Origin of the sequence: Lutimaribacter pacificus (assembly GCF_900142185.1) — a bacterium.
Lineage (GTDB): Bacteria > Pseudomonadota > Alphaproteobacteria > Rhodobacterales > Rhodobacteraceae > Lutimaribacter > Lutimaribacter pacificus.
In genome coordinates, this window is sequence record NZ_FQZZ01000001.1 from 777,034 (window position 1) to 797,778 (window position 20,745).

Genomic DNA, 20,745 nt, shown 5'->3' on the forward strand with positions numbered 1-20,745 from the left:
GTCCTGCGTCAGGTTCTCTTGCCGGTCCTGCCCGTGGTCGCGCGGTTCTGCGCGTTTCGTCGGGCAAAGCACTATCGGCAGGCTGCGGCGGCGGTAGGTTGGAATTGTGAAAAAATTGAGGACAATCCCGAAAGATTGCCCCCTGATTGTTCCCGGCGCGTCTGTGCGGTTCGTGCCGCCCGTCAGAGCAGCAGGTCAAAGCTTTTCGACAGCGGCAATTCGCGTGCGCGGGTGCCGGTCAGGTCGAACAGCGCGTTGGCCAGTGCCGGGGCGGCGGGCGGCGTGCCCGGTTCGCCCGCGCCACCAAGACGCGGATTGTTTTCAAGCAGTTGCACCGAAAATCTGGGCGTGTTGTGCATCCGCAGCGCGTCGAAATCGGGAAAGTTCATCTGCTCGGCCTCGCCATCGGCAAAGGTGATTTCCTCGCTCACCGCCGCCGACAGGCCGTAGATGCAGCCGCCGATCATCTGCGCCTCTGTTATGCCGGGGTCCAGCACGGTGCCCAGATCCGCCGCGATCCAGACGCGGGATATGCGGATCGTGCCATCCTCGTCCACCACCTCGACCACCTGCGCGACGGGTGTGCCGAAGCTGTAGGAAAACGCCACGCCGCGCCCGGTATTGGCGGGTTTGGCATCGCCCCAGCCCGACATGTCGCGCACCGCCTCGAGCACGCCGGCGCCGGCGGGGTATTCGTCGCGCATCAGGTCCAGCCGGAACGCCAGCGGATCGGCGCCCGCTTCATGGGCCATCTCGTCCATGAAGCAATCCTGGAAGAAGGCGTTGAACGACGCGCCGACCGAGCGCCAGAACCCCACGGGCACATCCAGATCGGCCAGATAGCCGCGCACCCGGTGGTTGGGGATCGCGTAGGGCGCGTTGAACAGCCCGTCCACATGGCCCTTGTCCGGCCCGCCGGGCGCAAAGCCCAGCCACCGGTTCATCGCCTGTTGCGAGGTCGATTGCCCCGAAACCCGCGCATCCAGCAGCACCGCGCGGCCATCGCGCACCGCGCCGCGCATCCGGGCGATGGCGCCGGGGCGGTAGAAATCGTGGCGCATGTCCTCTTGGCGGCTCCAGGTCAGTTGCACGGGCGTGCCCGGCATCGCCACAGCGACCTGCGTGGCGTAGACCGAGAAATCCATCTCGCCCCGCCGGCCGAACCCGCCGCCGAGGAAGGGGGTGATCACCTCGACCTGCGCAGGGTCCAGCCCGGCGGCGCGGGCGCAATGGTCGCGGGTGAAGACCGGCGCCTGGTTGCCCGACCAGACGGTCAGCGTGTCGCCGGTGTAAAGCGCGGTGGCGTTCATCGGCTCCATCGTCGCGTGGGCAAGGTAAGGCACGGAATAATCGGCGGAAACCTCGGTCGCGCCATCGGGCAGCGTGTCGGCGTCGCCATCGTTGCGCAGGGTCGAATTGGCGTTCCCGTCGAAGGCGGCGGCGATCCGGCCGAAGATCGCGGCGGTGTCGGCGGGGTAGGGCGCGTCCTCCCATTCCACCTCGATCGCGTCGACCGCCTGCTGCGCCAGCCAGGTGTTGCGCGCCACCACCGCCACGCCATTGCCCAGATCGACGATCCTTTCCACGCCGGGCATCGTTTCGGCGGCACTGGCGTCGAAGCTGCGCATTCCGGCGCGTTTGGGGTTGATGCGCAGGGCCGCGAATGTCAGCCCTTCGGGCCGGGTGTCGATGCCGAACCCGGCGGTGCCGGTGGCCTTGGCCACCATGTCGAGCCGGGGCATGGATTTGCCCAGGTATTTCCATTGCGACGGGTCGCGCAATTCCGGCGCGCGCAGATCGGCCTTGGCGGCCTCGGCGGCCAGGTCGGTATAGGGGATGGCGGTGCCGTCGGGGGAGATGACCTGCCCGTTTTCGGTGCGCAACCGCGCGGTTTCGACGCCCAACCGCGCGGCGGCGGCGGATTTCAGCGCCTCGCGCGCGGTGGCGCCCGCGACGCGCAGACGTTCGAACCCGTCCTTCATCGCGCTCGATCCGCCGGTGACCTGCATCTTCATCACCTTGCCCACGCGGCCGATATATTCCGCCAGCGCGTGCATGAAGTCCGACTGGTCGTAACCCTTGCCGGGGACGACCTCGTGCAGCAGGGCGCTGTTGTAATAGGCCGCCGCCGGGGGGCCGTGCATCACGCGGACATCCTGCCAGGCGATATCCAGTTCTTCGGCGATCAGGGCGGCCAGCGTGGTCTGCGTGCCTTGCCCCATTTCGGCGCGCGGGGTGATCAGCGTGACGCCATCGCCGGTGACCAGCACGAAAGGGGTCAGCGCCGCCTCGCCCGCACCGGGGCTCAGCGGGTTGGGGGCCGGGCGGCCCACGTACCACGCGCCGAAGGCCGCGCCGCCGACGATGGCGGCCGACCCGATAAGGAAGGTGCGGCGGGCGATTTTTCCGATGCTTGCCATTGGCTTAACCCTCCATCTTGGCGGCGGCGGCGTGGATCGCGGCGCGGATACGCGGGTAGGTGCCGCAGCGGCACAGGTTGCCCTGCATCGCGTCGTCGATCTCGGCGTCGGTGGGGGTGGGGCTTTGCGCCAGCAGGCTGGCGGCCTGCATGATCTGGCCCGACTGGCAATAGCCGCATTGCGCGACCTGATGTTCGACCCATGCCTCTTGCAGCGCGGACATCGCATCGGGCGTGCCCAGCCCCTCGATCGTCGTCACCTCGCCCCAGACATCGCCAAGCGCCACCTGGCAGGAGCGCACGGCCTCGCCGTCGATATGCACGGTGCAGGCGCCGCAGGACGCGACGCCGCAGCCGAATTTCGTGCCGGTCAGCCCGATCTCGTCGCGTAGCACCCACAGCAGGGGCACGTCCCCGGGCAGGTCCACGTCATGGGACGCGCCGTTGACGGTCAGGGGGATGGCCATGGTCGACTCCTCGCTTTCAATGCTTTGTGACAAAATGGTTTTAAAATGTCAGTATGTCAATTGACAATTTTCGTACAATCTGTCATCTGCGCGTAATGACATTGGAAACGCCCGAAAACCTGTCGATCGACCCGCGCCAGAAAGCGATCCTTGGCGCGGCGTTCGAGGCGTTCCGCCAATACGGGTTCCGCCGCACGGCGATGGAGGATATCGCGCGCGGGGCGGGAATGTCGCGCGCCGCGCTGTATCTGCATTACCGCAACAAGGAAGACATATTCCGGTCCCTGGCCGCTTATTATTACCAGACCGCCGAACAGGCGATCCGGGCCGAGCTGCGGCCCGGCCGCCCGATGGCCGAGGCCTTGCCCGCGGCGTTCCGGGCGCAGGCAGGTGAATTGTTCGAGGCGCTTCTGACCTCGCCGCACGGGGACGAGTTGCTGGATACGAAATATGCCAATGCGGCGGATGTGGCCGAAGCGGGCGAGGCACGGTTGGCGGAAATCTATGCCGACTGGCTGACGGGCGAGGCGACGGCGGGCCGCTGTGACCTGTCGCCTTATGGCGGGGATGCGCGGGCGGTCGTCGCGACGATCCTGGCGGGGCTGCACGGGATGAAGGCGGGCCAGCCGTCCTATGCCGACTACCGCGCCCGCGCCGACCGGCTGGGCGCGATGTTCGGCCGCGCGCTGGCGGTGGGCGGCTGACCAAAAGGGGGCGCTGCCCCCTCGGCCTGCGGCCTCACCCCCGGAGGTATTTGGGGCAAGATGAAGCCGCAGGGGGACTTAGAGGTCGGTGCGCAGGTGCCAGAGTTCGGGGAACAGCTCGACCTCAAGCATACGTTTGAGATAGCTGACCCCGCCGGTGCCGCCGGTGCCGCGCTTGAAGCCGATCACGCGTTCCACCGTGGTGACGTGGTTGAAGCGCCAGCGGCGGAAATAATCCTCGAAATCCACCAGTTTCTCGGCCAGCTCGTACAGCTCCCAGTGCTGGCGCGGGTTGCGGTAGACCTGCGTCCAGGCGTCGGCGACTGCCGGGTCGGGCGCCCAGGGGCGCGACAGGTCGCGGTTGAGCACGGCATCGGGCAGCGGGATCGTGGCGTCGAGCAGGCGCAGCGCCACGTCGTAGAGCGAGGGTTGCGCCAGTTCGTCCTGCAGCATCCGCACGATTTCGGGACGGTGTTCGTGCGGGCGCAGCATCGCCTTGTTGCGGTTGCCCAGCATGAATTCGATCTGGCGGTACTGGTAGGACTGGAACCCCGAGCTTTGCCCCAGCGCGTCGCGGAAGGCGGTGTAATCGCTGGGCGTCATGGTGCGCAGCACGTCCCACGCGTTGTTGAGCTGTTCGAAGATCCGCGCCACCCGCGCCAGCATCTTGAAGGCGGGGCGGGTTTCGCCGGCGGCCAGCGTGCGGCGTGCGGCGGCGATTTCGTGGATCGCCAGCTTCATCCACAATTCGGATGTCTGGTGCTGGATGATGAACAGCATCTCGTCATGGGTATCGGTCCAGGTCTTCTGGGCCGACAGGATGTGGTCGAGATCGAGGTAATCGCCGTAGGACATGCGCCCGTCGAATTCCATCTGGGCGCCCTCGGCGGAGGGATCGTATGCGTCTGACATGTGTCTGGGTCTCCTGAACTGAATGGTAGCGCGGGCGGGGCGCGCGCGTCACCTGTTCAGGCAGGATATGGCGGCCAGCCGCCGCCACAGCGCCACCCAGCCCGCGGGCTGGCATAGCGGCAGGTGTTGTGTGCGCAGGGGGTGCATCAGGTCACCCGGGCGCGGGTCTTGTATTCGGGGCGATCCCACAGGCCGTTCTGCATCACGTCGGCGACGATCGCCACGGCGGCATCGACATCGCCCTCGTCGATATAGAGCGGGGTGAAGCCGAAGCGCATGATGTCGGGGGCGCGGAAATCGCCGATCACGCCGCGGGCGATCAGCGCCTGCATCGCGGCATAGCCTTCGGTAAAGCGGAAGGACACCTGGCTGCCGCGCAGGGCATGGTCGCGCGGGGTGGCGAGATCGAGCATCGGGCAGGCGGATTCGACGCCTGCGATGAAGCGGTCGGTCAGGGCCAGCGATTGCGCGCGGATCGCGCCCATGTCGGTCATGTCCCAGATGTCCAGCGCGGATTCGAGCGCGGCCAGCGCCAGCACCGGGGGCGTGCCCACGCGCATCCGTTCGATGCCGGGGCCGGGGCGGTAGCTGGGTTCGAACGCGAAGGGCGCGTCATGGCCGAGCCAGCCCGACAGCGCCGGCAGCGCGGCATCGGCATGGCGCGGGTTGACGTAGATGAAGGCCGGCGATCCCGGCCCGCCATTGAGGTATTTATAGGTGCAGCCCACCGCGAAATCCGCGTTCGCGCGCTTCAGGTCCACCGGGGTTGCCCCGGCGGTATGGGCCAGATCCCAGACGGTTACGACGCCATGCTCATGTGCCTTAGCGGTCAGCGCCGCCATGTCGTGCATCCGGCCGGTGCGGTAATCGACCTCGGTGATCATCGTCACGGCGATCTCGTCGGTGATGTTGTCGGCGACCTCTTCGGGGGCGACGACGCGCAGCTCATACCCCCGGTCCAGAAAACCGATCAGTCCCTCGGCCATGTAGAGATCGGACGGGAAGTTGCCACTGTCCGACAGGATCACGCGGCGGTCGGGATTCATGGCGATGGCCGAAGCCAGCGCCTGGTAGACCTTGATCGACAGCGTGTCGCCCATCACCACATGGCCCGGCTCGGCCCCGATCAGGCGGGCGATGCGGTCGCCGACGCGGGTGGGTTGTTCCATCCAGCCGGCCTTGTTCCAGCCGGTGATCAGCATCTCGCCCCATTCGTCCTGCATGGTGCGGGCCATGCGCTGCTGCGCGTGGCGGGGCAGCGGGCCCAGCGAATTGCCGTCGAGATAGATCACGCCGTCCGGCAGGTGGAACCGGGCCTTGGTGGCGGAGAAATCGGTCATGGGGGCCTCCGGCGAAATTTATTTTATGCTTGAAGCATCTGCGGGATGCCTAACCCCTTTGCCGGTGTGTGTCCAGAAAAATCCGGGTGTGGGGAGGTTTCCCTCCACGTATGAACGCCGCGCCAGCCCGGAACAGCCGCGCAGCGGCCCGGGCATCGCACGGCCGCCCCCCGGCCGGGCGATTGGCTGCCGCAAGCATTCCGCTTTGAGGGAGGGCGTGGCTGCGCGATAAAGTGGCAGCTACAGAGGTAGGATCGCCCGACCGCGGCCATGCGATGCCCTTCTGTTGCGCCCGCCGACCCGAACCCGCCCGACAGCTACCGCCCGACGACCTGCCCGCCGGCGATCATGATCTCCTGTCCGTTCACGCTTTCCGATCCGGGCCGGCACAGCCACAGCGCGGCGGCGGCGACCTCTTCGGGGGCGATCAGGCGGTTGTGGCGGTTCGATTCGACCATGATCTGTTTCGCGGCGTCGGCGCTGATGCCGGCGCGGTCCCTGATGGCGTCGACGTTGCGGGTGATGATGTCGGTATCGACATAGCCCGGGCAGATCGAGTTGAAGGTATAGGGCTCGCCCAGGAAATCCTCGGCCAGGCTGCGCATCATGCCGACCACGCCATGTTTCGAGGCGGAATAGGCGCCACCGCCCGGCAGCCCGCGCACACCCGCGATGGAACTGACCGCCAGAACCCGGCCCCAGCCGGTGCCCAGCATCGAGCGCATCCCCTCGCGCACGGTCCAGAACACGCCGTCGAGATTGGTGGCCATGATCCTGCGCCACAGTTCGGTGTCGGTCTTGTGCAGCTTGCGGCCCTCCGCGATGCCGGCATTGGCGACGATGATCTGCAGCGGCCCGCGCGCATCCACCGCCGTGTCGATCACGTCGCGCACCTGCGCCTCGTCGGTCACGTCCATGGCGATGCCGTGCAGCCCGCCACCCGCGACCTTGTCCAGCACCTCCTGCCGGCGGCCGGTGATGGTGACCTGCGCGCCCTCGTCGGCCAGCGCCCGCGCGATGGCCAGCCCGATGCCGGTGCCGCCGCCGGTGACGAGCGCGTGTTTTCCCTCGATGCTCATGCCGTGATCCTCCCTCGGTGTCCGCGCCAGACTAGCGGTTCGCACGGGGCTGGCAAGCCGCGCCGTTGCGTCGCCGGTATGCGCCTGCACACCATCGCCTTTACTTTGGTATTCATATCTGTGAATTTGTGCGTAACGACCTGCAGGGAGGAGATCATGGTGCGTTTCACGACAAGTTTTGCAGCCCTTGCGCTGGGTGCCGGCATGGCGCTGGCGCATGAGGATATCGCCGACAAGTATCCGCAGTCCGAGCTTTACAACAAGCCGGTAGAGTTCATTCCGAATGTCTGGTCCGCGATCGGCGCGACCGCGCCGCCGACCTATGAAAACGCGGGCCATAACAACAACCTGAGCTTCGTGATCACCGGCGACGGGGTGGTGGTGATCAATGGCGGCGCGTCCTACCGCCTGGCGCGGGCGCTGCATGACGAGATCAGGCAGATCACCGACCAGCCGGTAAAGCTGGTGATCAACGAGAACGGACAGGGCCACGCGATCCTGGGCAATTCCTACTGGGCCGGGCAGGGGGTCGATATCCTGGCGCATGAGGATGCCATTCACGAGGTGAAGGAAAACGGCGATTTCATCCTGCAGGGAATGCAGGGCTATAACCGGGACAAGGCCGAGGGCACCACGGTCGTTCCCGCCAATATCAGTTTCTCCGACCGCCACGATTTCCAGATGGGCGACGTGACGTTCGAGGTGCTGCACCTTGGCCCCGCGCACGGGCCGGGCGATACGCAGGTCTGGATTCCGCAATGGTCGGTGGTGATCGCGGGCGATATCGCGTTTCATGAGCGGATGCCGCCGATCTTTGCCGATACCTGCACAAGCTGCTGGATCGAAACCTTCGAAGGGCCGTTCACCGATCTGGGCGCAACCTACGTGATACCGGGCCACGGGCATCCCACCAACATGGGTACCGTCACCATCGGCACGGTTGATTACCTGCGCGACCTGCGCGAAAAGATCGGTGCGCATATCGACGAGGGTGGCGACCTGGCCGGCGCCTATTACGTCGATCAGGCGAAATGGGAATACATGGACACGTTCGAGGAACTGGCCACCAAGAATGCCGGCCGCGTCTTCGAAGAGATGGAGTGGGAATGACCGACCGCCGGGCGGGGCCGCGCCGATGCGGATAAGCCGCTGGATCGACCTGCCGCCGGTCTGGTTGCTGGCGGCGCTTGCGCTGGCCTGGGTTCAGGCCAGCCGGTTCCCGATGGGGCTGAGCCTGGGCGGCCCGGTCACCGATTTCCTGGGCGGCATCCTGGCGGGGGGCGGTATCGTGATGATGCTGCTGGCCGCCTACGAGATGCGCCGCCAGCACACCACCATCATCCCCCACCGCGAGGCCGCCCGCCTGGTCACCAGCGGCATCTACCGCCGCACGCGCAACCCGATCTACCTGGGCGACGTGCTGGTTCTGGCGGGGATGATCCTGCGCTGGGACGCGGTTCTTTCGCTGCCGCTGATCCCGATTTTCGTCTGGATTATCGAGCGAAGATTCATCATACCCGAAGAGAACCGCCTGCGGCGTAAATTTCGGGCAGATTTTGCCCGCTACGCCCAGAAAACGCGGCGTTGGGTTTGACAATCCGCGACATTTTGGCAATCGAAGGCATCGGGAATCTTTGCAAATGTTGCGCAAAGAAATTACACAGCAGGGCCGCCCCATGCGGGTGGCCAAATCGTATCTGCCGAGAAAGGGGATGGACAGGTGAAAATCGGAACGCCAAAGGAAGTGTACGAGGGTGAGGCGCGCGTCGCCATGACCCCGGACTCGGCCCAGGCTTTGCAGAAGCTGGGTTACGAATGCGCGATCGAGACCGGGGCCGGCGCGCTGGCCGGGTTCACGGACGCCGCCTATGAAGAGGCCGGCGTCGAGGTGATCAAGACCCCCGCCGCCCTGTGGAAGGACTGCGATATCGTCGCCAAGGTCCGCCAGCCCAACGACACCGAGATGAAGCGCCTGCGCAAGGGTCAGACGCTGATTTCCTTCTTCAACCCCGCCGGTAACGAGGCCGGGCTGGAAGCGGCGAAGAAAAAGGGCGCCAACGTCATCGCCATGGAAATGGTGCCGCGCATCAGCCGCGCGCAGAAGATGGACGCGCTGTCGTCGATGGCCAATATCGCGGGTTACCGCGCGGTGATCGAGGCGGGCAACAACTATGGCCGTTTCTTCACCGGGCAGATCACCGCCGCGGGCAAGGTGCCGCCGGCCAAGGTGCTGGTGGTGGGTGCCGGCGTGGCGGGCCTGGCCGCGATCGGCGCGGCGACCAGCCTTGGCGCGATCACCTATGCGTTCGACGTGCGCCCCGAAGTGGCCGAACAGGTTGAATCGATGGGGGCGGAGTTCGTCTATCTCGATTTCGAAGAGGAACAGCAGGACGGCGCGGCAACCGGCGGCTATGCCAGCGTGTCCTCGCCTGAGTTCCGCGAGGCGCAGCTTGCCAAGTTCCGCGAACTGGCGCCCGAGATGGATATCGTCATCACCACCGCGCTGATCCCCAACCGCGAAGCGCCCGAGCTCTGGACCGAGGACATGGTCGCCGCGATGAAGCGCGGCTCGGTCATCGTGGACCTTGCGGCGGAAAAGGGCGGCAACTGCAAGCTGACCGTGGCGGACGAAAAGATCGTCACCGACAACGGCGTGACGATCATCGGCTATACCGATTTCCCCAGCCGGATGGCCTCGCAGGCGTCGTCGCTTTACGCCACCAACATCCGCCACATGATGACCGACCTGACGCCCGAAAAGGACGGCCAGATCAATCACAACATGGAGGATGACGTGATCCGCGGCGCGACCGTGACCTACGATCACGAAATCACCTGGCCGCCGCCGCCGCCCAAGGTGCAGGCCATCGCGGCACAGAAAAAGGAAAAGCCGAAGGACCTGACGCCGGAAGAGAAAAAGGCGCAGGAAATGGCGGCCTTCAAGGCGCAGACCAAGAACCAGGTCAGCCTGCTGGTGATCGGTGCGGTGCTGATGCTGATCGTGGGGGCCTTTGCCCCGGCCAGCTTCATGCAGCATTTCATCGTCTTCGTGCTGGCGGTCTTTGTCGGGTTCCAGGTGATCTGGAACGTGTCGCATTCGCTGCACACGCCGCTGATGGCCGTGACCAACGCCATTTCCGGCATCATCATCCTGGGCGCCCTGTTGCAGATCGGCTCGGGCAACTGGCTGGTGGTCGTATTGGCCAGCATCTCGGTGCTGATCGCCTCGATCAACATCGTCGGCGGTTTCATGGTCACGCGGCGCATGCTGGCCATGTTCCAGAAATCGTAACGGAAGGGGACAGTAAGAATGGCTATCGGAATCGTGTCTGCCGCCTATATCGCGGCATCTGTTCTCTTCATCCTGTCGCTGGGCGGCCTGTCGGGCCAGGAAAGCGCCAAGCGCGCGGTCTGGTACGGGATCGTCGGCATGGCGCTCGCGGTGCTGGCCACCGTGTTCGGCCCCGGCATCGGCAACTACCTGATCCTTCTGGTGATGATCGCCATCGGCGCCTATCTGGGCCAGATGGTGGCGGGCAAGGTCGAGATGACCGAAATGCCCCAGCTTGTCGCCGCGCTGCACAGCTTCGTGGGTCTGGCGGCCGTCTTCATCGGCTTCAACGCGCAGATCGAGATGGGGCGCGTCGCCGCGATCATGGCCGATGTGCCGGCCAGCCTGAACGCCACCGGGATCGAGACCTGGCTGCACGATCAGGGCATCCAGGGTTTCGCGCTGAAGGTCGCGCACAAGACCGCGGTCGAGATCAGTATCCTCAAGGTCGAGGTGTTCCTTGGCGTGTTCATCGGCGCGGTGACCTTTACCGGCTCGGTCGTGGCCTTCGGCAAGCTGGCGGGCAAGGTCACGTCGGCGGCGAAAAAGCTGCCCGGCGGGCACGCGCTGAACGCCGGGTCGGCGATCATCAGCTTCATCCTGCTGATCATGTACATGAACGGCGCGGGCGGCTGGACGCTGGTGGTGATGTCGCTTTTTGCATTCTTCATCGGCTATCACCTGATCATGGGGATCGGCGGCGCCGACATGCCCGTGGTGGTGTCGATGCTGAACAGCTATTCCGGCTGGGCGGCGGCGGCCATCGGCTTCAGCCTGGGCAACGACCTGCTGATCGTGACCGGGGCGCTGGTGGGCTCGTCGGGGGCGATCCTGTCCTACATCATGTGCAAGGCGATGAACCGCTCGTTCATCAGCGTGATCCTCGGCGGCTTCGGCGGCACGAGCGGCCCCGCGATGGAGGTCGAGGGCGAGCAGATCGCCATCGACGCCGACGGCGTGGCCGCGGCGCTGGACGAGGCCGACAGCGTGGTCATCGTGCCGGGCTATGGCATGGCGGTGGCACAGGCGCAGCAGGCGGTCAGCGAACTGACCCGGCGGCTGCGCGCCAAGGGCAAGGAGGTGCGTTTCGCCATCCACCCCGTCGCCGGCCGCCTGCCCGGGCACATGAACGTGCTGCTGGCCGAGGCCAAGGTGCCCTATGACATCGTGCTGGAGATGGACGAGATCAACGACGATTTCCCCGATACCGACGTGGCGATCGTCATCGGTTCGAACGACATCGTGAACCCGGCCGCGCAGGACGATCCCAACAGCCCCATCGCCGGGATGCCGGTGCTGGAGGTCTGGAAGGCCAAGCAGGTCTTCGTGTCCAAGCGCGGGCAGGGCACCGGCTATTCCGGCATCGAGAACCCGCTGTTCTACAAGGAGAACACGCGCATGTTCTACGGTGACGCCAAGCAGAGCCTTGAGACACTGCTGCAAAAGATCAGCTGAGGCCGCAGCGGCCCCATGCATGGCCCCCGCCCGGTTCGCGCCGGGCGGGGGTTTTTCGTTGCGACGCGACGTTTGCTTTGACCGGCGCCGCTGGCGGCGGGCAGGCTGGTGCCATGGCACAGGTCGACCGCGCGCTTCTTGACGAGATCCTGTCCCGGCAGCCCTTCAGCCGGGCGCTGGGCGCGCGGATCGTCCATGCCGAAACCGGCCGCGTCGATTTCCGGCTGGACCTGCGCCCCGATCACCGGCAGCAGCACGGTTTCGCCCATGGCGGCGTGATCGCGACGCTGGCCGACAATGCCCTGTCCTTCGCGGCGGGCACGGTCATCGGCGACCTGGTGACGGTGGAATTCAAGCTGAACTACCTGCGCCCGGGTGTGGGCGAGGCGCTGATCGCGCGCGGTTTCGTGGTATCGCACAGCACCCGGCAGGCGGTGTGCCGCGCCGACATCTGTGCGATCTCGGACGGGGATGAGACCCTGATCGCCGCCGCGCAGGGCACGCTGGCGGCGCGCGCGCCTGCGTGACAATTAGGCAAGTATGCCATGGTATTCCGCCAAGTCGTTGGAAACGATACGATTTCCCGTTTATAACACGGCATATCCGGCCCGCCTGCCGGCCAATTCAGGAGCTGTCATATGGCCCCCATTGCCGATCATCCGCTGCGCTACCAGCTGGCCAACGAGTTGCACGCGCGCCCGTTCCCGTCGATCCCGACCCCGTCGACCGCGGTGTATCTGGCGGTCAAGCAACCCGAGGGCGCGGCGGGGCGTGATCGCGCGGCCGACATGGCGCATCTGCTGGCGCTGCTCGACCGCTATGGCGCCCCGCACCCGCAGCCCGGCGCGACGCATTACTCCGGCAGGCTGGGCCGTTTCCAGCTGAAATGGGAAAGCCACACCGAGTTCGTGACCTACACCGCCTTCATCGACGGGCTGTCCTCGCGGCCGTTCGATCCGGCGGATTTCGAGGTCTTTCCCCCCGACTGGCTGGACCGGGTTCCCGGCGTGCGCATGACCTCGGCGCTGATCCGGGTCGGGACGTGGAACGACAAGGACAAGGTAAGCGGCGCGCTGAACGACTGGTTCGTGCCCGAAAGCCTGGCGGTCAGCCGCGTGCTGGACGATGCCGCGGTGATCGCGGGCGATTTCCGCATCGACGCGGCGGGGCACCAGCGGTTCGCGGTGTTCGTGGCCCCCGGCACCGGCGACCGGCGGGTGGGGCGCATGGTGCAGCGCCTGTGCGAGATCGAGACCTACAAGACCATGTCGATGCTGGGCTTTTCCGAGGTCAAGGCGATGTCGCCGCGGATGACCGATATCGACGACCGCCTGACCGATCTGATGGATGAGATGACCGACAACGCCACGCCTGCCGAGGATACGCTGGGCAAGCTGCTTCAGGTGTCGGCCGAGCTGGAAACCATGGCGGCGCGCGCCTCGTTCCGGTTCGGGGCGACAGGCGCCTACGAGGCGATCGTGCACCAGCGGATCGAAGTGCTGCGCGAGCAGCGGTTCGACGGGCGGCAGACCTTCAGCGAGTTCATGATGCGCCGCTACGATCCGGCGATGCGCACGGTGAAATCGGCGCAGGGGCGGCTGGCGGCGATGTCGGAACGGGCGATCCGCGCGGGCGACCTGCTGCGCACGCGGGTCGACGTGGAACGCAGCGCCCAGAACCAGGCGCTGCTGGAAAGCATGAACACCCGCGCCGACATGCAGCTGAAACTGCAACGCACGGTCGAGGGGCTGTCGGTGGTGGCGATCAGCTACTACGCGGTGTCGCTGGCGGGCTATGCGCTTTATCCCCTTGCCGGGGTTCTGGACCTCAGCAAGGGAAGCCTGATCGCGGCGATCACTCTGCCGGTAGTGCTGCTTGTGTGGTGGCTGATCCGGCGGCTCCAGCGGTCGCTGCATTAAGCGCCGCGCGGGTGATCCAGCCACCGGCGGCAATCGCGGCAATGGCCAGGATCGCGGCCAGCGACAGGGTGGGGATGCCCGACAGGCCAGCGCCCACGGTGCAGCCGCCCGCCAGAACGCCGCCCACACCCATCAGCGCGGCACCGGCCATGTAGCGGCCGGTCTGGCGCGGGCTGTCGAAGCTTTGCCATGTGAACTGCCCGCGGATCAGCGCGGCGGCCAGCGCACCCAGCACCACGCCGCCGATCAGCCCGAGGCCAAAGCCCGGCGCCACGGCGGTCGAGGCGACGGCGTAGAACAGCGTCTCGGTCGCGGGCGAGGTGAAGCTGAGGCTTTCCATCGCAATCGGCTCGAACTCGTCATAAAGGACAAAGCCGGTGCCGACCCATGCCAGCGGCACCAGCGCGCCCAGCAGCGCGGCCAGCGCCAGCGTGCCCGCGCGGTTGCCCGAACGCAGCGCGAAACCGATGGCGGCCAGCGCGATCACGACCGCCCAGACCAGCCCCGCGCCGGGCAGGGCGGGGGCCACGTCCAGCGTGACGCTGCCCAGCCCGGTGCGCACCGGCGCCAGCACGCCCTTGAGCGTGGCATGCGCCACCACCGCGAACACCACCAGCACCAGCGCCGCGCGCAGGTTGCCGGTGCCGCTGAGAACCGTCAGCCGCGAAATGCAGCCGCGCGTCAGGATCATGCCCGCGCCGAACATCAGCCCGCCCACGACGATGGCCAGCACCGGCAGGCCCTGCGCCATGAAGCGGTGATCGGCGAACCCGATCCAGCCCTGCGCCACGGCGGCCTGCGTGCCCAGCACCGCCACCGCCAGCGCGGTCAGCCAGACGCCGGCGGCCTGTTTGCGGTCCTCGCCGTCGATCATGCGGCGGAAACAGAAGCGGGTGATCTGCGCCAGCGCGCCGAAGGCGAGCCCCAGCAAAAGGGCGAACCACACCGCCGCCTGCGGGGCGGTCAGCGTGTCAAATCCCAGTGTTTCGAACATGTCCTGTCTCCGCGTCAGATTTGGAACGATAGTCCAGATGAAGCGAAAAACCTGCCGGATCAAGCATAAGGAGGGGCAGGACGGCCGGGCCATGGCAGGACGGTTTCCCGATACGGGGCGAGGGGCGGAACCGTCGTTCCGCCGGTTCGGTCCATGCCGAAAGAAAGGGCCCGCCGAAGTGGCGGGCCCTGACCTTGCGTTCTTTTTCGGCTCAGCGCCCGCGAATCCGCGGATCGAGCGCGTCGCGCAGCCCGTCGCCCAGGTAATTCACGCTGAGCACGGTCACCGAGATCATGATTCCCGGCAGCATCACGCGCTCGGGAAACTCCTGCATCCGGGGCACCGCGTCGGCCAGCATCTTGCCCCAGGTCGGGAAATCCGACGGGAACCCGACGCCAAGGAAGGACAGCGCGCTTTCGGTGATGATCGCGGTGGCCAGCCCCAGCGTGGCCGACACCATGATCGGCGACAGCACGTTGGGCAGCAGGTGGCGAAAGATGATGTTCCGCGCCGTGGTGCCCGAAGCGCGGGCGGCCAGCACGAATTCGCGTTCCTTCAGCGCCAGGATGTCGCCCCGCACGATCCGCGCGGTCTGCATCCAGCTTGTCACGCCGATCACCCCGACGATCAGGATGAACATCCCGGTCTCGGGGCCGAAATTGGCGCGCAGGGGCTGGCGGAACAGCGTCACCGCCACCAGCATCAGCGGCAGGATCGGCAGGCTGAGCACCAGGTCGGTAAAGCGCATGAGCGGCCCGTCGAGGCGGCGGAAAAAACCCGCCAGGACGCCGATGGTGGTGCCGATCAGCATGGTCAGCAGCATCGCCGCCCAGCCCACCGCCATCGAGGCGCGCCCGCCCGCGAGGATCTGCGCCAGGTGGTCGCGGCCCAGGTTGTCGGTGCCCAGCGGATGCGCCCAGTCGACCTTGGCCGCGCTGTCCCAGATCGCGGAAAAGATCGGGCGGATGTCCTTGTTGCGGATATCCAGCTTTTTCGGGTCGAGCTGCCAGATCAGCTCGCCGAACAGCACGGCCAGCGTCACGAACAGCAGGAACCCGCCGCCCAGCATCGCGCCCTTGTGATGTTTGAGCTGGTCCCAGACGTCGCGCCACTGGCTGCGCGGCGGGCGCAGCGGCGCGGTGTCCTGAAGGGCGGCGATCGGGGTGATCTTGTCGGGCGTCGGATCAGTCATAGCGGATCCTCGGGTCCAGCACGCCGTAAAGCAGGTCGGCGATCAGGTTGAACAGAACGATCAGCACGGCGAAGATGAAGGTCAGCGTCTGCACCATCGGCAGGTCGTTGGCGAAGAGCGCGGTGATCAGAAGCTGGCCGATCCCGTTTACCGAGAACACCACCTCGGTGATGATCGCACCGCCGAAGATGCCGGGCACCCCCAGCGCGATCACGGTGATCACCGGGATCATCGAGTTGCGCAGCACGTGGATCATCACCACCACCGCCTCGCTCAGGCCCTTGGCGCGGGCGGTGCGCACGTAATCCTGGTTGAGGTTGTCCAGCACCGAGGCGCGCATGAAGCGGCTGATCTGCGCGGTGGTCTGCAAGGCCAGCACCATCACCGGCATGATCATCTGCCGCAGCTGGTAGACGAAGCTGTCCCAGTCGTTCACCACGTGGGTTGTGTCGTAGATGAAGGGGAACCAGCCCAGCTGGACCGAGAAGATCACGATCAGCAGCGGCCCGGTGAAAAAGGGCGGGATGGAAAAGCCGATCATCGTGACGAAGGTGCCGGCCTGGTCGAAGATCGAATATTGCCGGTAGGCCGAGTAGATGCCGATCGGGATGGCGATCAGGATGCCCACCACATAGGCCATGCCCACCACCCACAGCGTCTGCGGCAGGCGCTGCACGACGATATCCATCACCGGCGAGCGGGTCTGCCACGAGATGACGCGCAGCTCGCCCTGGTAAAGCGCGGTGTCCGGCAGCCAGCCCAGCAGCCAGCTTTCGCGCGTCAGCCAGTCGATGAACACCTTGGGTTCGATCCAGAAGACCTGCACCAGCCATTTCAGGAACTGGACATGCAGCGGCTGGCCGAGGCCCAGGGCCTCGCGCATCTTTTCCTTGACTTCGGGGGGGACGGTCAGCGGCACCTGCGCCATCGGATCGCCCGGGGCCAGTTGCAGCAACAGGAAGATCACCAACGCGATGATCAGCAGGGTCGGGATCGACAGAACCAGCCTGCGGATGGTGAAGGTCAACATGCGGGTAAGCCCCGTTTATGCGTTATGGGTTGGGGACGGTGGCCCCGCGGAAAAACCCGCGGGGCCGCGCGCGCAATGCGGGGTCAGTCGATCCGATGCCAGTCGGCGACGTTCCACAATTCGCTGTCCCAGGTGTTCAGGACCACACCGCCCAGGGTCACCGAACGGGCCGAGACCCGGCCACGGTCGACCAGCGGCAGGATCATGTAGCCGTCGTTGATGATCATGGCCTGAAGCTTCTTCACCAGTTCCGCGCGTTCGTTCAGATCGCCGGTCCGGCCAAGCTCGGCCACCATCTCGTCATACTCGGGCACGCAGATGCGGCTGATGTTCTCGCCCTGCCACTGGCTTTCGGGGCGCGGGGCCTTGCCGCAGGTCTGCGCGGCCATGTACGCCTCGGGGTCGGTGCCGTCGAAGTTGTTGGCATACATCTGCACGTCGGCATAGAACTTCTGGAAGGTGTCCGGGCTGCCCGGATCGCCGCCGAAGAACACCGAGGCGTTGACGTTGCGCAGCTCGGTTTCGATGCCGATCTCGCTCCACCACTGCTTGATGAGCGCCTGGAAGTCCTGGCGCACGGCGTTGGTCGAGGTCTGGTAGAGGATCGACAGTTTCACGCCGTCCTTGTCGCGCACGCCGTCACCGTCGCTGTCGACCCAGCCGGCCTCGTCCAGCAGCGCCTTGGCGCCCTCGATGTCCTGCTCGTGGCACGAGGTGTCGCCCGATTCATAGATCGCCGGGGCGGGCACCAGGTCACAGGTCGGGCGGCCCGCCTGGCCATAGCCGACCTCGGTCAGCAGCACGCGGTCGATGGCCATCGACAGCGCCTGGCGCACCGCCGGATCGCTCAGGAACGGGTGCGGATGCTTCGCGGTCGAGCGTTCGCCCTCGGGCAGGCTCGGGTCGGCATTGGTCATGTTCAGCATGATCCGTTCGACCAGCGTGCCGAAACCGATCTCGAGCACGCCCTTGCCGGCCGCTTCCATCTTGGCCAGCACGTCGGGGGCAAGCTGCAGGTTCCAGGCATAGTCGAACTCGCCGGTTTCAAGAACCGCGCGGCCCGCGCCGGTGGCATCGCCGCCGCCCTTGAAGGTCACGGTCGCAAAGGCGGGCTTGTTCGGGTCACGATAGTGCGGGTTGGCCGACATCTGGATCACGTCGTTCGGCTTGAACTCGTCCACCACGAAGGGGCCGGTGCCGATCGGGCCGAAATTCGCCTCGGTGCATTCGGGCGCCTTGGGGCCCAGGCATTCGGCGAACTGTGCCTTCTGGATGATCGGCGATTGCGCCCCCATGAACGGGCCGTAGGGGAACGGCTTGGGCTCGTTGAAGGTGACCTTGACGGTCAGCTCGTCCAGCGCCTCGACCGATTGCACGCCTTCGAACTTGGCAAGCTGCGCGCAGCCGCCTTCGGGGTGCATGCAGTATTCGGCGGTGAACACCACGTCCTCGGAGGTCACCGGCGTGCCGTCGGACCACAGCAGGCCCTCTTTCAGCTTCCAGGTGATCGAGGTCAGGTCCTCGGACACGCCGCCATTCTCGACGGTCGGGATTTCCGCGGCCAGGTAGGGCACCAGGTTGCCCTTTTCGTCGTAGCGGCCGAGCGGCTCGATGATCATCGACGAGGATTCGAGATCCTTCGTCCCGCCCGAGAGATAGGGCGTCAGGATCGAGGGCGCCTGCCAGTACAGGATGCTCAGCTCGCCATCCTCGCCGCGTTCGGCAAAGGCGGCGGGGGCCATGGCGAATGCCGCGGCCGCGCCCATCAACAGGGTTGTCAGTTTCATCTTTTTCTCCTTGCTGGACACGTGACGTGCCTCGTTATCGCTCCCGCGGTGCGGACGGGATTTTGGCTTCGTCTTTATTCCGAGGAAGAGGACGAGACACCAGTAGTCCAATCCCCTGCCGGACATATCCGGTCAACCACGGCTGGCCCCATCTGAAAACAGGTTGCCGCCAAAATGCAAGACTTCTGTGCGTGGCTTGACGTGGCGGACCCCGGATGTGCTTACGGTTTGACTTTGGCGGCGCGCTGTCTGTAGCGTTCGGGGCAAAATGCACAACAACACAGGGTGGACGCGATGCTGGATCAGCCGATCGCCAGAATCGAGAACCTTCGCGTGGAATTCCAGACCAAGGACGGCCCCGTGCTGGGGGTCGAGGACGTGTCGTTCTCGGTCAATCCCGGTGAAACGGTGTGCATCGTGGGGGAATCGGGTTCGGGCAAGTCGGTGTCGAGCCTGTCGCTGATGCGGCTGGTGGAGTTCGGCGGCGGCGAGATCGCCGGCGGCCGGCTGCTGTTCGACCGCAAGGACGGGGGCGAGATCGACCTGGTAAAAACCGACCAGTCGCTGATGCGCACCATCCGCGGCAACGAGATCGGCATGATCTTCCAGGAGCCGATGACCGCGCTGAACCCGGTCTTCACCGTGGGCCGCCAGCTGACCGAGGGGCTGCGCCTGCATCGCGGGCTGAGCAAGCAGCAGGCCCGCGCGCGGGCGCTGGAGCTGCTCCGGCAGGTGCGTATCCCCGAACCCGAACGCCGGTTGCAGCAATACCCGCACGAGCTGTCGGGCGGGATGCGCCAGCGCGTCGTCATCGCCATGGCGCTGGCCTGCGAGCCGCGCCTGCTGATCGCGGATGAGCCCACCACCGCGCTGGACGTGACGATCCAGGCGGAAATCCTGGCGCTGATGGACCGGCTCAAGCGCGAAACCGGCACCGCGGTGATGTTCATCACCCATGACATGGCGGTGGTGGCGCAGATGGCCGACCGCGTGGTGGTCATGTTCCGCGGCAACAAGGTCGAGGAAGGCACGGTCGAAGAGATATTCGAGACCCCGCAGCACGACTATACCAAGGCGCTGCTGGCTGCCGTGCCCAAGCTGGGCGAGATGCGCGGAAAAGCCGCGCCCGAACCGATGCGCCTGCTGGGGGTGGAAACCCACGACACCGGCCCGATCCTGGGCAGCGACGAGCCGCTGCTGAAGGTGCGCAACCTGACCACGCGCTTTGCGGTCAAGGCCGGGTTCTTTCGCCGCACCGTCGCCAATGTGCACGCGGTCGAGGACGTATCCTTTACCCTCAACAAGGGGCGCACCCTGTCGCTGGTGGGCGAATCCGGCTGCGGCAAATCCACCGCCGGCCGCTCGATCCTGCGGCTGGTCGAGCCGCAGGCGGGCCATGTGGAACTGGGGGGCGTCGATGTCATGGCGCTGGATACCGACGGGCTGCGCCGCGCGCGCGCCGATATGCAGATGGTGTTCCAGGACCCCTTCGCCAGCCTCAACCCGCAGATGCAGCTTCTGGACCAGGTCGCCGAGCCCCTGCGCAATTACGGCCGGACCAACCGGCGCGAGTTGCACGACCGGGTGGCGGCGCTGTTCGACCGGGTGGAACTGCCGCGCAGCTTCATGCGGCGCTATCCGCACGAATTGTCGGGCGGGCAGCGGCAGCGCGTGGCCATCGCGCGGGCGCTGGCGCTGAACCCCAAGCTGATCGTCGCGGACGAAGCGGTATCGGCGCTGGACGTGTCGGTGCAGGCGCAGGTGCTGAACCTGATGATGGAACTGCAGGCCGAGCTTGGCCTGTCCTATGTCTTCATCAGCCACGACATGGCCGTGGTCGAGCGCGTCAGCCACGATGTCGGCGTGATGTATCTGGGCCGCATCGTCGAGCTTGGCCCAAGGCAGGCCGTGTTCGAGGACCCGCAGCACCCCTATACCCAGGCGCTGATGAAGGCGGTGCCCATCGCCGACCCGCGCCGCCGCAAATCCGAGCGCGACCTGAATTTCAAACCGATCCCGTCGCCGATCCATCCGGTGGGCTACACCCCCGCACCCTCCGAGTATAACGAGGTCAGCCCCGGCCATTTCGTCCTGACCACCGACAGCGGGTACTGAC

Annotated in this window: 17 protein-coding genes; 8 read left to right on the forward strand and 9 right to left on the reverse strand. The window is 66.1% G+C overall.

Translation table 11 applies throughout. The features are described from left to right. Positions 1 to 182: 182 nt before the first annotated feature. Positions 183 to 2,420: a xanthine dehydrogenase family protein molybdopterin-binding subunit gene (locus F3H87_RS03855; RefSeq protein WP_149786359.1), complete on the reverse strand. Its 2,238-nt coding sequence runs from the start codon at positions 2,418 to 2,420 to the stop codon at positions 183 to 185. A 4-nt stretch (positions 2,421 to 2,424) separates the two neighbouring features. Next, positions 2,425 to 2,886 (reverse strand): (2Fe-2S)-binding protein, encoded by a 462-nt coding sequence (locus F3H87_RS03860; protein WP_149786358.1) that lies wholly within the window; start codon positions 2,884 to 2,886, stop codon positions 2,425 to 2,427. A gap of 95 nt (positions 2,887 to 2,981) precedes the next feature. On the opposite strand from F3H87_RS03860, the gene F3H87_RS03865 reads away from it, so the two are divergent. Then, positions 2,982 to 3,590, forward strand: a complete 609-nt coding sequence (locus F3H87_RS03865; RefSeq protein WP_149786357.1) for a TetR/AcrR family transcriptional regulator — start codon at positions 2,982 to 2,984, stop codon at positions 3,588 to 3,590. 78 nt (positions 3,591 to 3,668) lie between these two features. Here F3H87_RS03865 and kynA read toward each other — a convergent pair whose 3' ends face one another. The 3 genes from kynA to F3H87_RS03880 form a co-directional block, all read right to left on the reverse strand. Then, complete coding sequence (gene kynA, locus F3H87_RS03870; protein WP_149786356.1) at positions 3,669 to 4,502, reverse strand: tryptophan 2,3-dioxygenase; 834 nt, start codon at positions 4,500 to 4,502, stop codon at positions 3,669 to 3,671. Positions 4,503 to 4,648: 146 nt separating this feature from the next. Continuing rightward, a complete protein-coding gene (gene kynU / locus F3H87_RS03875) occupies positions 4,649 to 5,842 on the reverse strand; it encodes a kynureninase (protein WP_149786355.1) in 1,194 nt (397 codons plus the stop codon). Positions 5,843 to 6,159: 317 nt separating this feature from the next. Continuing rightward, positions 6,160 to 6,921 (reverse strand): SDR family NAD(P)-dependent oxidoreductase, encoded by a 762-nt coding sequence (locus tag F3H87_RS03880; protein ID WP_149786354.1) that lies wholly within the window; start codon positions 6,919 to 6,921, stop codon positions 6,160 to 6,162. Positions 6,922 to 7,077: 156 nt separating this feature from the next. Between F3H87_RS03880 and F3H87_RS03885 the strand changes: the two genes are divergently transcribed. The 6 genes from F3H87_RS03885 (at position 7,078) to F3H87_RS03910 (ending at position 13,626) form a co-directional block, all read left to right on the forward strand. Then, entirely contained in the window at positions 7,078 to 8,031 is a 954-nt protein-coding gene (locus tag F3H87_RS03885) for an MBL fold metallo-hydrolase (RefSeq protein ID WP_223227954.1), read from the forward strand. 25 nt (positions 8,032 to 8,056) lie between these two features. Next, a complete protein-coding gene (locus F3H87_RS03890; RefSeq protein ID WP_149786353.1) occupies positions 8,057 to 8,515 on the forward strand; it encodes a methyltransferase family protein in 459 nt (152 codons plus the stop codon). A gap of 126 nt (positions 8,516 to 8,641) precedes the next feature. Then, positions 8,642 to 10,213 carry a Re/Si-specific NAD(P)(+) transhydrogenase subunit alpha gene (locus F3H87_RS03895; RefSeq protein ID WP_149786352.1) on the forward strand — a complete coding sequence of 524 codons (1,572 nt, stop codon included), beginning with the start codon at positions 8,642 to 8,644 and terminating at the stop codon, positions 10,211 to 10,213. 18 nt (positions 10,214 to 10,231) lie between these two features. Continuing rightward, entirely contained in the window at positions 10,232 to 11,707 is a 1,476-nt protein-coding gene (locus F3H87_RS03900; protein ID WP_149786351.1) for an NAD(P)(+) transhydrogenase (Re/Si-specific) subunit beta, read from the forward strand. A gap of 113 nt (positions 11,708 to 11,820) precedes the next feature. Continuing rightward, positions 11,821 to 12,234: a PaaI family thioesterase gene (locus F3H87_RS03905; RefSeq protein WP_149786350.1), complete on the forward strand. Its 414-nt coding sequence runs from the start codon at positions 11,821 to 11,823 to the stop codon at positions 12,232 to 12,234. Between the two features lie 111 nt (positions 12,235 to 12,345). Continuing rightward, positions 12,346 to 13,626 carry a DUF3422 family protein gene (locus F3H87_RS03910; RefSeq protein ID WP_149786349.1) on the forward strand — a complete coding sequence of 427 codons (1,281 nt, stop codon included), beginning with the start codon at positions 12,346 to 12,348 and terminating at the stop codon, positions 13,624 to 13,626. On the opposite strand, the gene F3H87_RS03915 is transcribed toward F3H87_RS03910, so the two are convergent. The 4 genes from F3H87_RS03915 to F3H87_RS03930 form a co-directional block, all read right to left on the reverse strand. Next, entirely contained in the window at positions 13,562 to 14,620 is a 1,059-nt protein-coding gene (locus tag F3H87_RS03915; RefSeq protein ID WP_149786348.1) for a YeeE/YedE family protein, read from the reverse strand. The two genes, F3H87_RS03910 and F3H87_RS03915, sit on opposite strands and share 65 nt — an antisense overlap. Positions 14,621 to 14,831: 211 nt before the next feature. After that, a complete protein-coding gene (locus F3H87_RS03920; protein WP_149786347.1) occupies positions 14,832 to 15,812 on the reverse strand; it encodes an ABC transporter permease in 981 nt (326 codons plus the stop codon). Next, positions 15,805 to 16,842 carry an ABC transporter permease gene (locus F3H87_RS03925; RefSeq protein WP_149786346.1) on the reverse strand — a complete coding sequence of 346 codons (1,038 nt, stop codon included), beginning with the start codon at positions 16,840 to 16,842 and terminating at the stop codon, positions 15,805 to 15,807. The genes F3H87_RS03920 and F3H87_RS03925 overlap by 8 nt, the downstream gene beginning before the upstream one ends. An 83-nt stretch (positions 16,843 to 16,925) precedes the next feature. Further along, positions 16,926 to 18,629 carry a peptide ABC transporter substrate-binding protein gene (locus F3H87_RS03930; protein ID WP_149786345.1) on the reverse strand — a complete coding sequence of 568 codons (1,704 nt, stop codon included), beginning with the start codon at positions 18,627 to 18,629 and terminating at the stop codon, positions 16,926 to 16,928. A gap of 294 nt (positions 18,630 to 18,923) precedes the next feature. Here F3H87_RS03930 and F3H87_RS03935 point away from each other — a divergent pair, with 294 nt between their 5' ends. Beyond that, a complete protein-coding gene (locus F3H87_RS03935; protein WP_149786344.1) occupies positions 18,924 to 20,744 on the forward strand; it encodes an ABC transporter ATP-binding protein in 1,821 nt (606 codons plus the stop codon). The last annotated feature ends 1 nt before the right edge of the window (position 20,745 follow it).

Coding starts and splice junctions, on each gene's coding strand:
- F3H87_RS03860 (WP_149786358.1), bottom strand. CDS start 2,886: ATGGCCATCCCCCTGACCGTCAACGGCGCGTCCCATGACGTGGACCTG.
- F3H87_RS03905 (WP_149786350.1), top strand. CDS start 11,821: ATGGCACAGGTCGACCGCGCGCTTCTTGACGAGATCCTGTCCCGGCAG.
- F3H87_RS03920 (WP_149786347.1), bottom strand. CDS start 15,812: ATGACTGATCCGACGCCCGACAAGATCACCCCGATCGCCGCCCTTCAG.
- F3H87_RS03880 (WP_149786354.1), bottom strand. CDS start 6,921: ATGAGCATCGAGGGAAAACACGCGCTCGTCACCGGCGGCGGCACCGGC.
- F3H87_RS03910 (WP_149786349.1), top strand. CDS start 12,346: ATGGCCCCCATTGCCGATCATCCGCTGCGCTACCAGCTGGCCAACGAG.
- kynU (WP_149786355.1), bottom strand. CDS start 5,842: ATGACCGATTTCTCCGCCACCAAGGCCCGGTTCCACCTGCCGGACGGC.
- F3H87_RS03890 (WP_149786353.1), top strand. CDS start 8,057: ATGCGGATAAGCCGCTGGATCGACCTGCCGCCGGTCTGGTTGCTGGCG.
- F3H87_RS03855 (WP_149786359.1), bottom strand. CDS start 2,420: ATGGCAAGCATCGGAAAAATCGCCCGCCGCACCTTCCTTATCGGGTCG.
- F3H87_RS03935 (WP_149786344.1), top strand. CDS start 18,924: ATGCTGGATCAGCCGATCGCCAGAATCGAGAACCTTCGCGTGGAATTC.
- F3H87_RS03900 (WP_149786351.1), top strand. CDS start 10,232: ATGGCTATCGGAATCGTGTCTGCCGCCTATATCGCGGCATCTGTTCTC.
- F3H87_RS03865 (WP_149786357.1), top strand. CDS start 2,982: ATGACATTGGAAACGCCCGAAAACCTGTCGATCGACCCGCGCCAGAAA.
- F3H87_RS03925 (WP_149786346.1), bottom strand. CDS start 16,842: ATGTTGACCTTCACCATCCGCAGGCTGGTTCTGTCGATCCCGACCCTG.
- kynA (WP_149786356.1), bottom strand. CDS start 4,502: ATGTCAGACGCATACGATCCCTCCGCCGAGGGCGCCCAGATGGAATTC.
- F3H87_RS03915 (WP_149786348.1), bottom strand. CDS start 14,620: ATGTTCGAAACACTGGGATTTGACACGCTGACCGCCCCGCAGGCGGCG.
- F3H87_RS03885 (WP_223227954.1), top strand. CDS start 7,078: ATGGTGCGTTTCACGACAAGTTTTGCAGCCCTTGCGCTGGGTGCCGGC.
- F3H87_RS03930 (WP_149786345.1), bottom strand. CDS start 18,629: ATGAAACTGACAACCCTGTTGATGGGCGCGGCCGCGGCATTCGCCATG.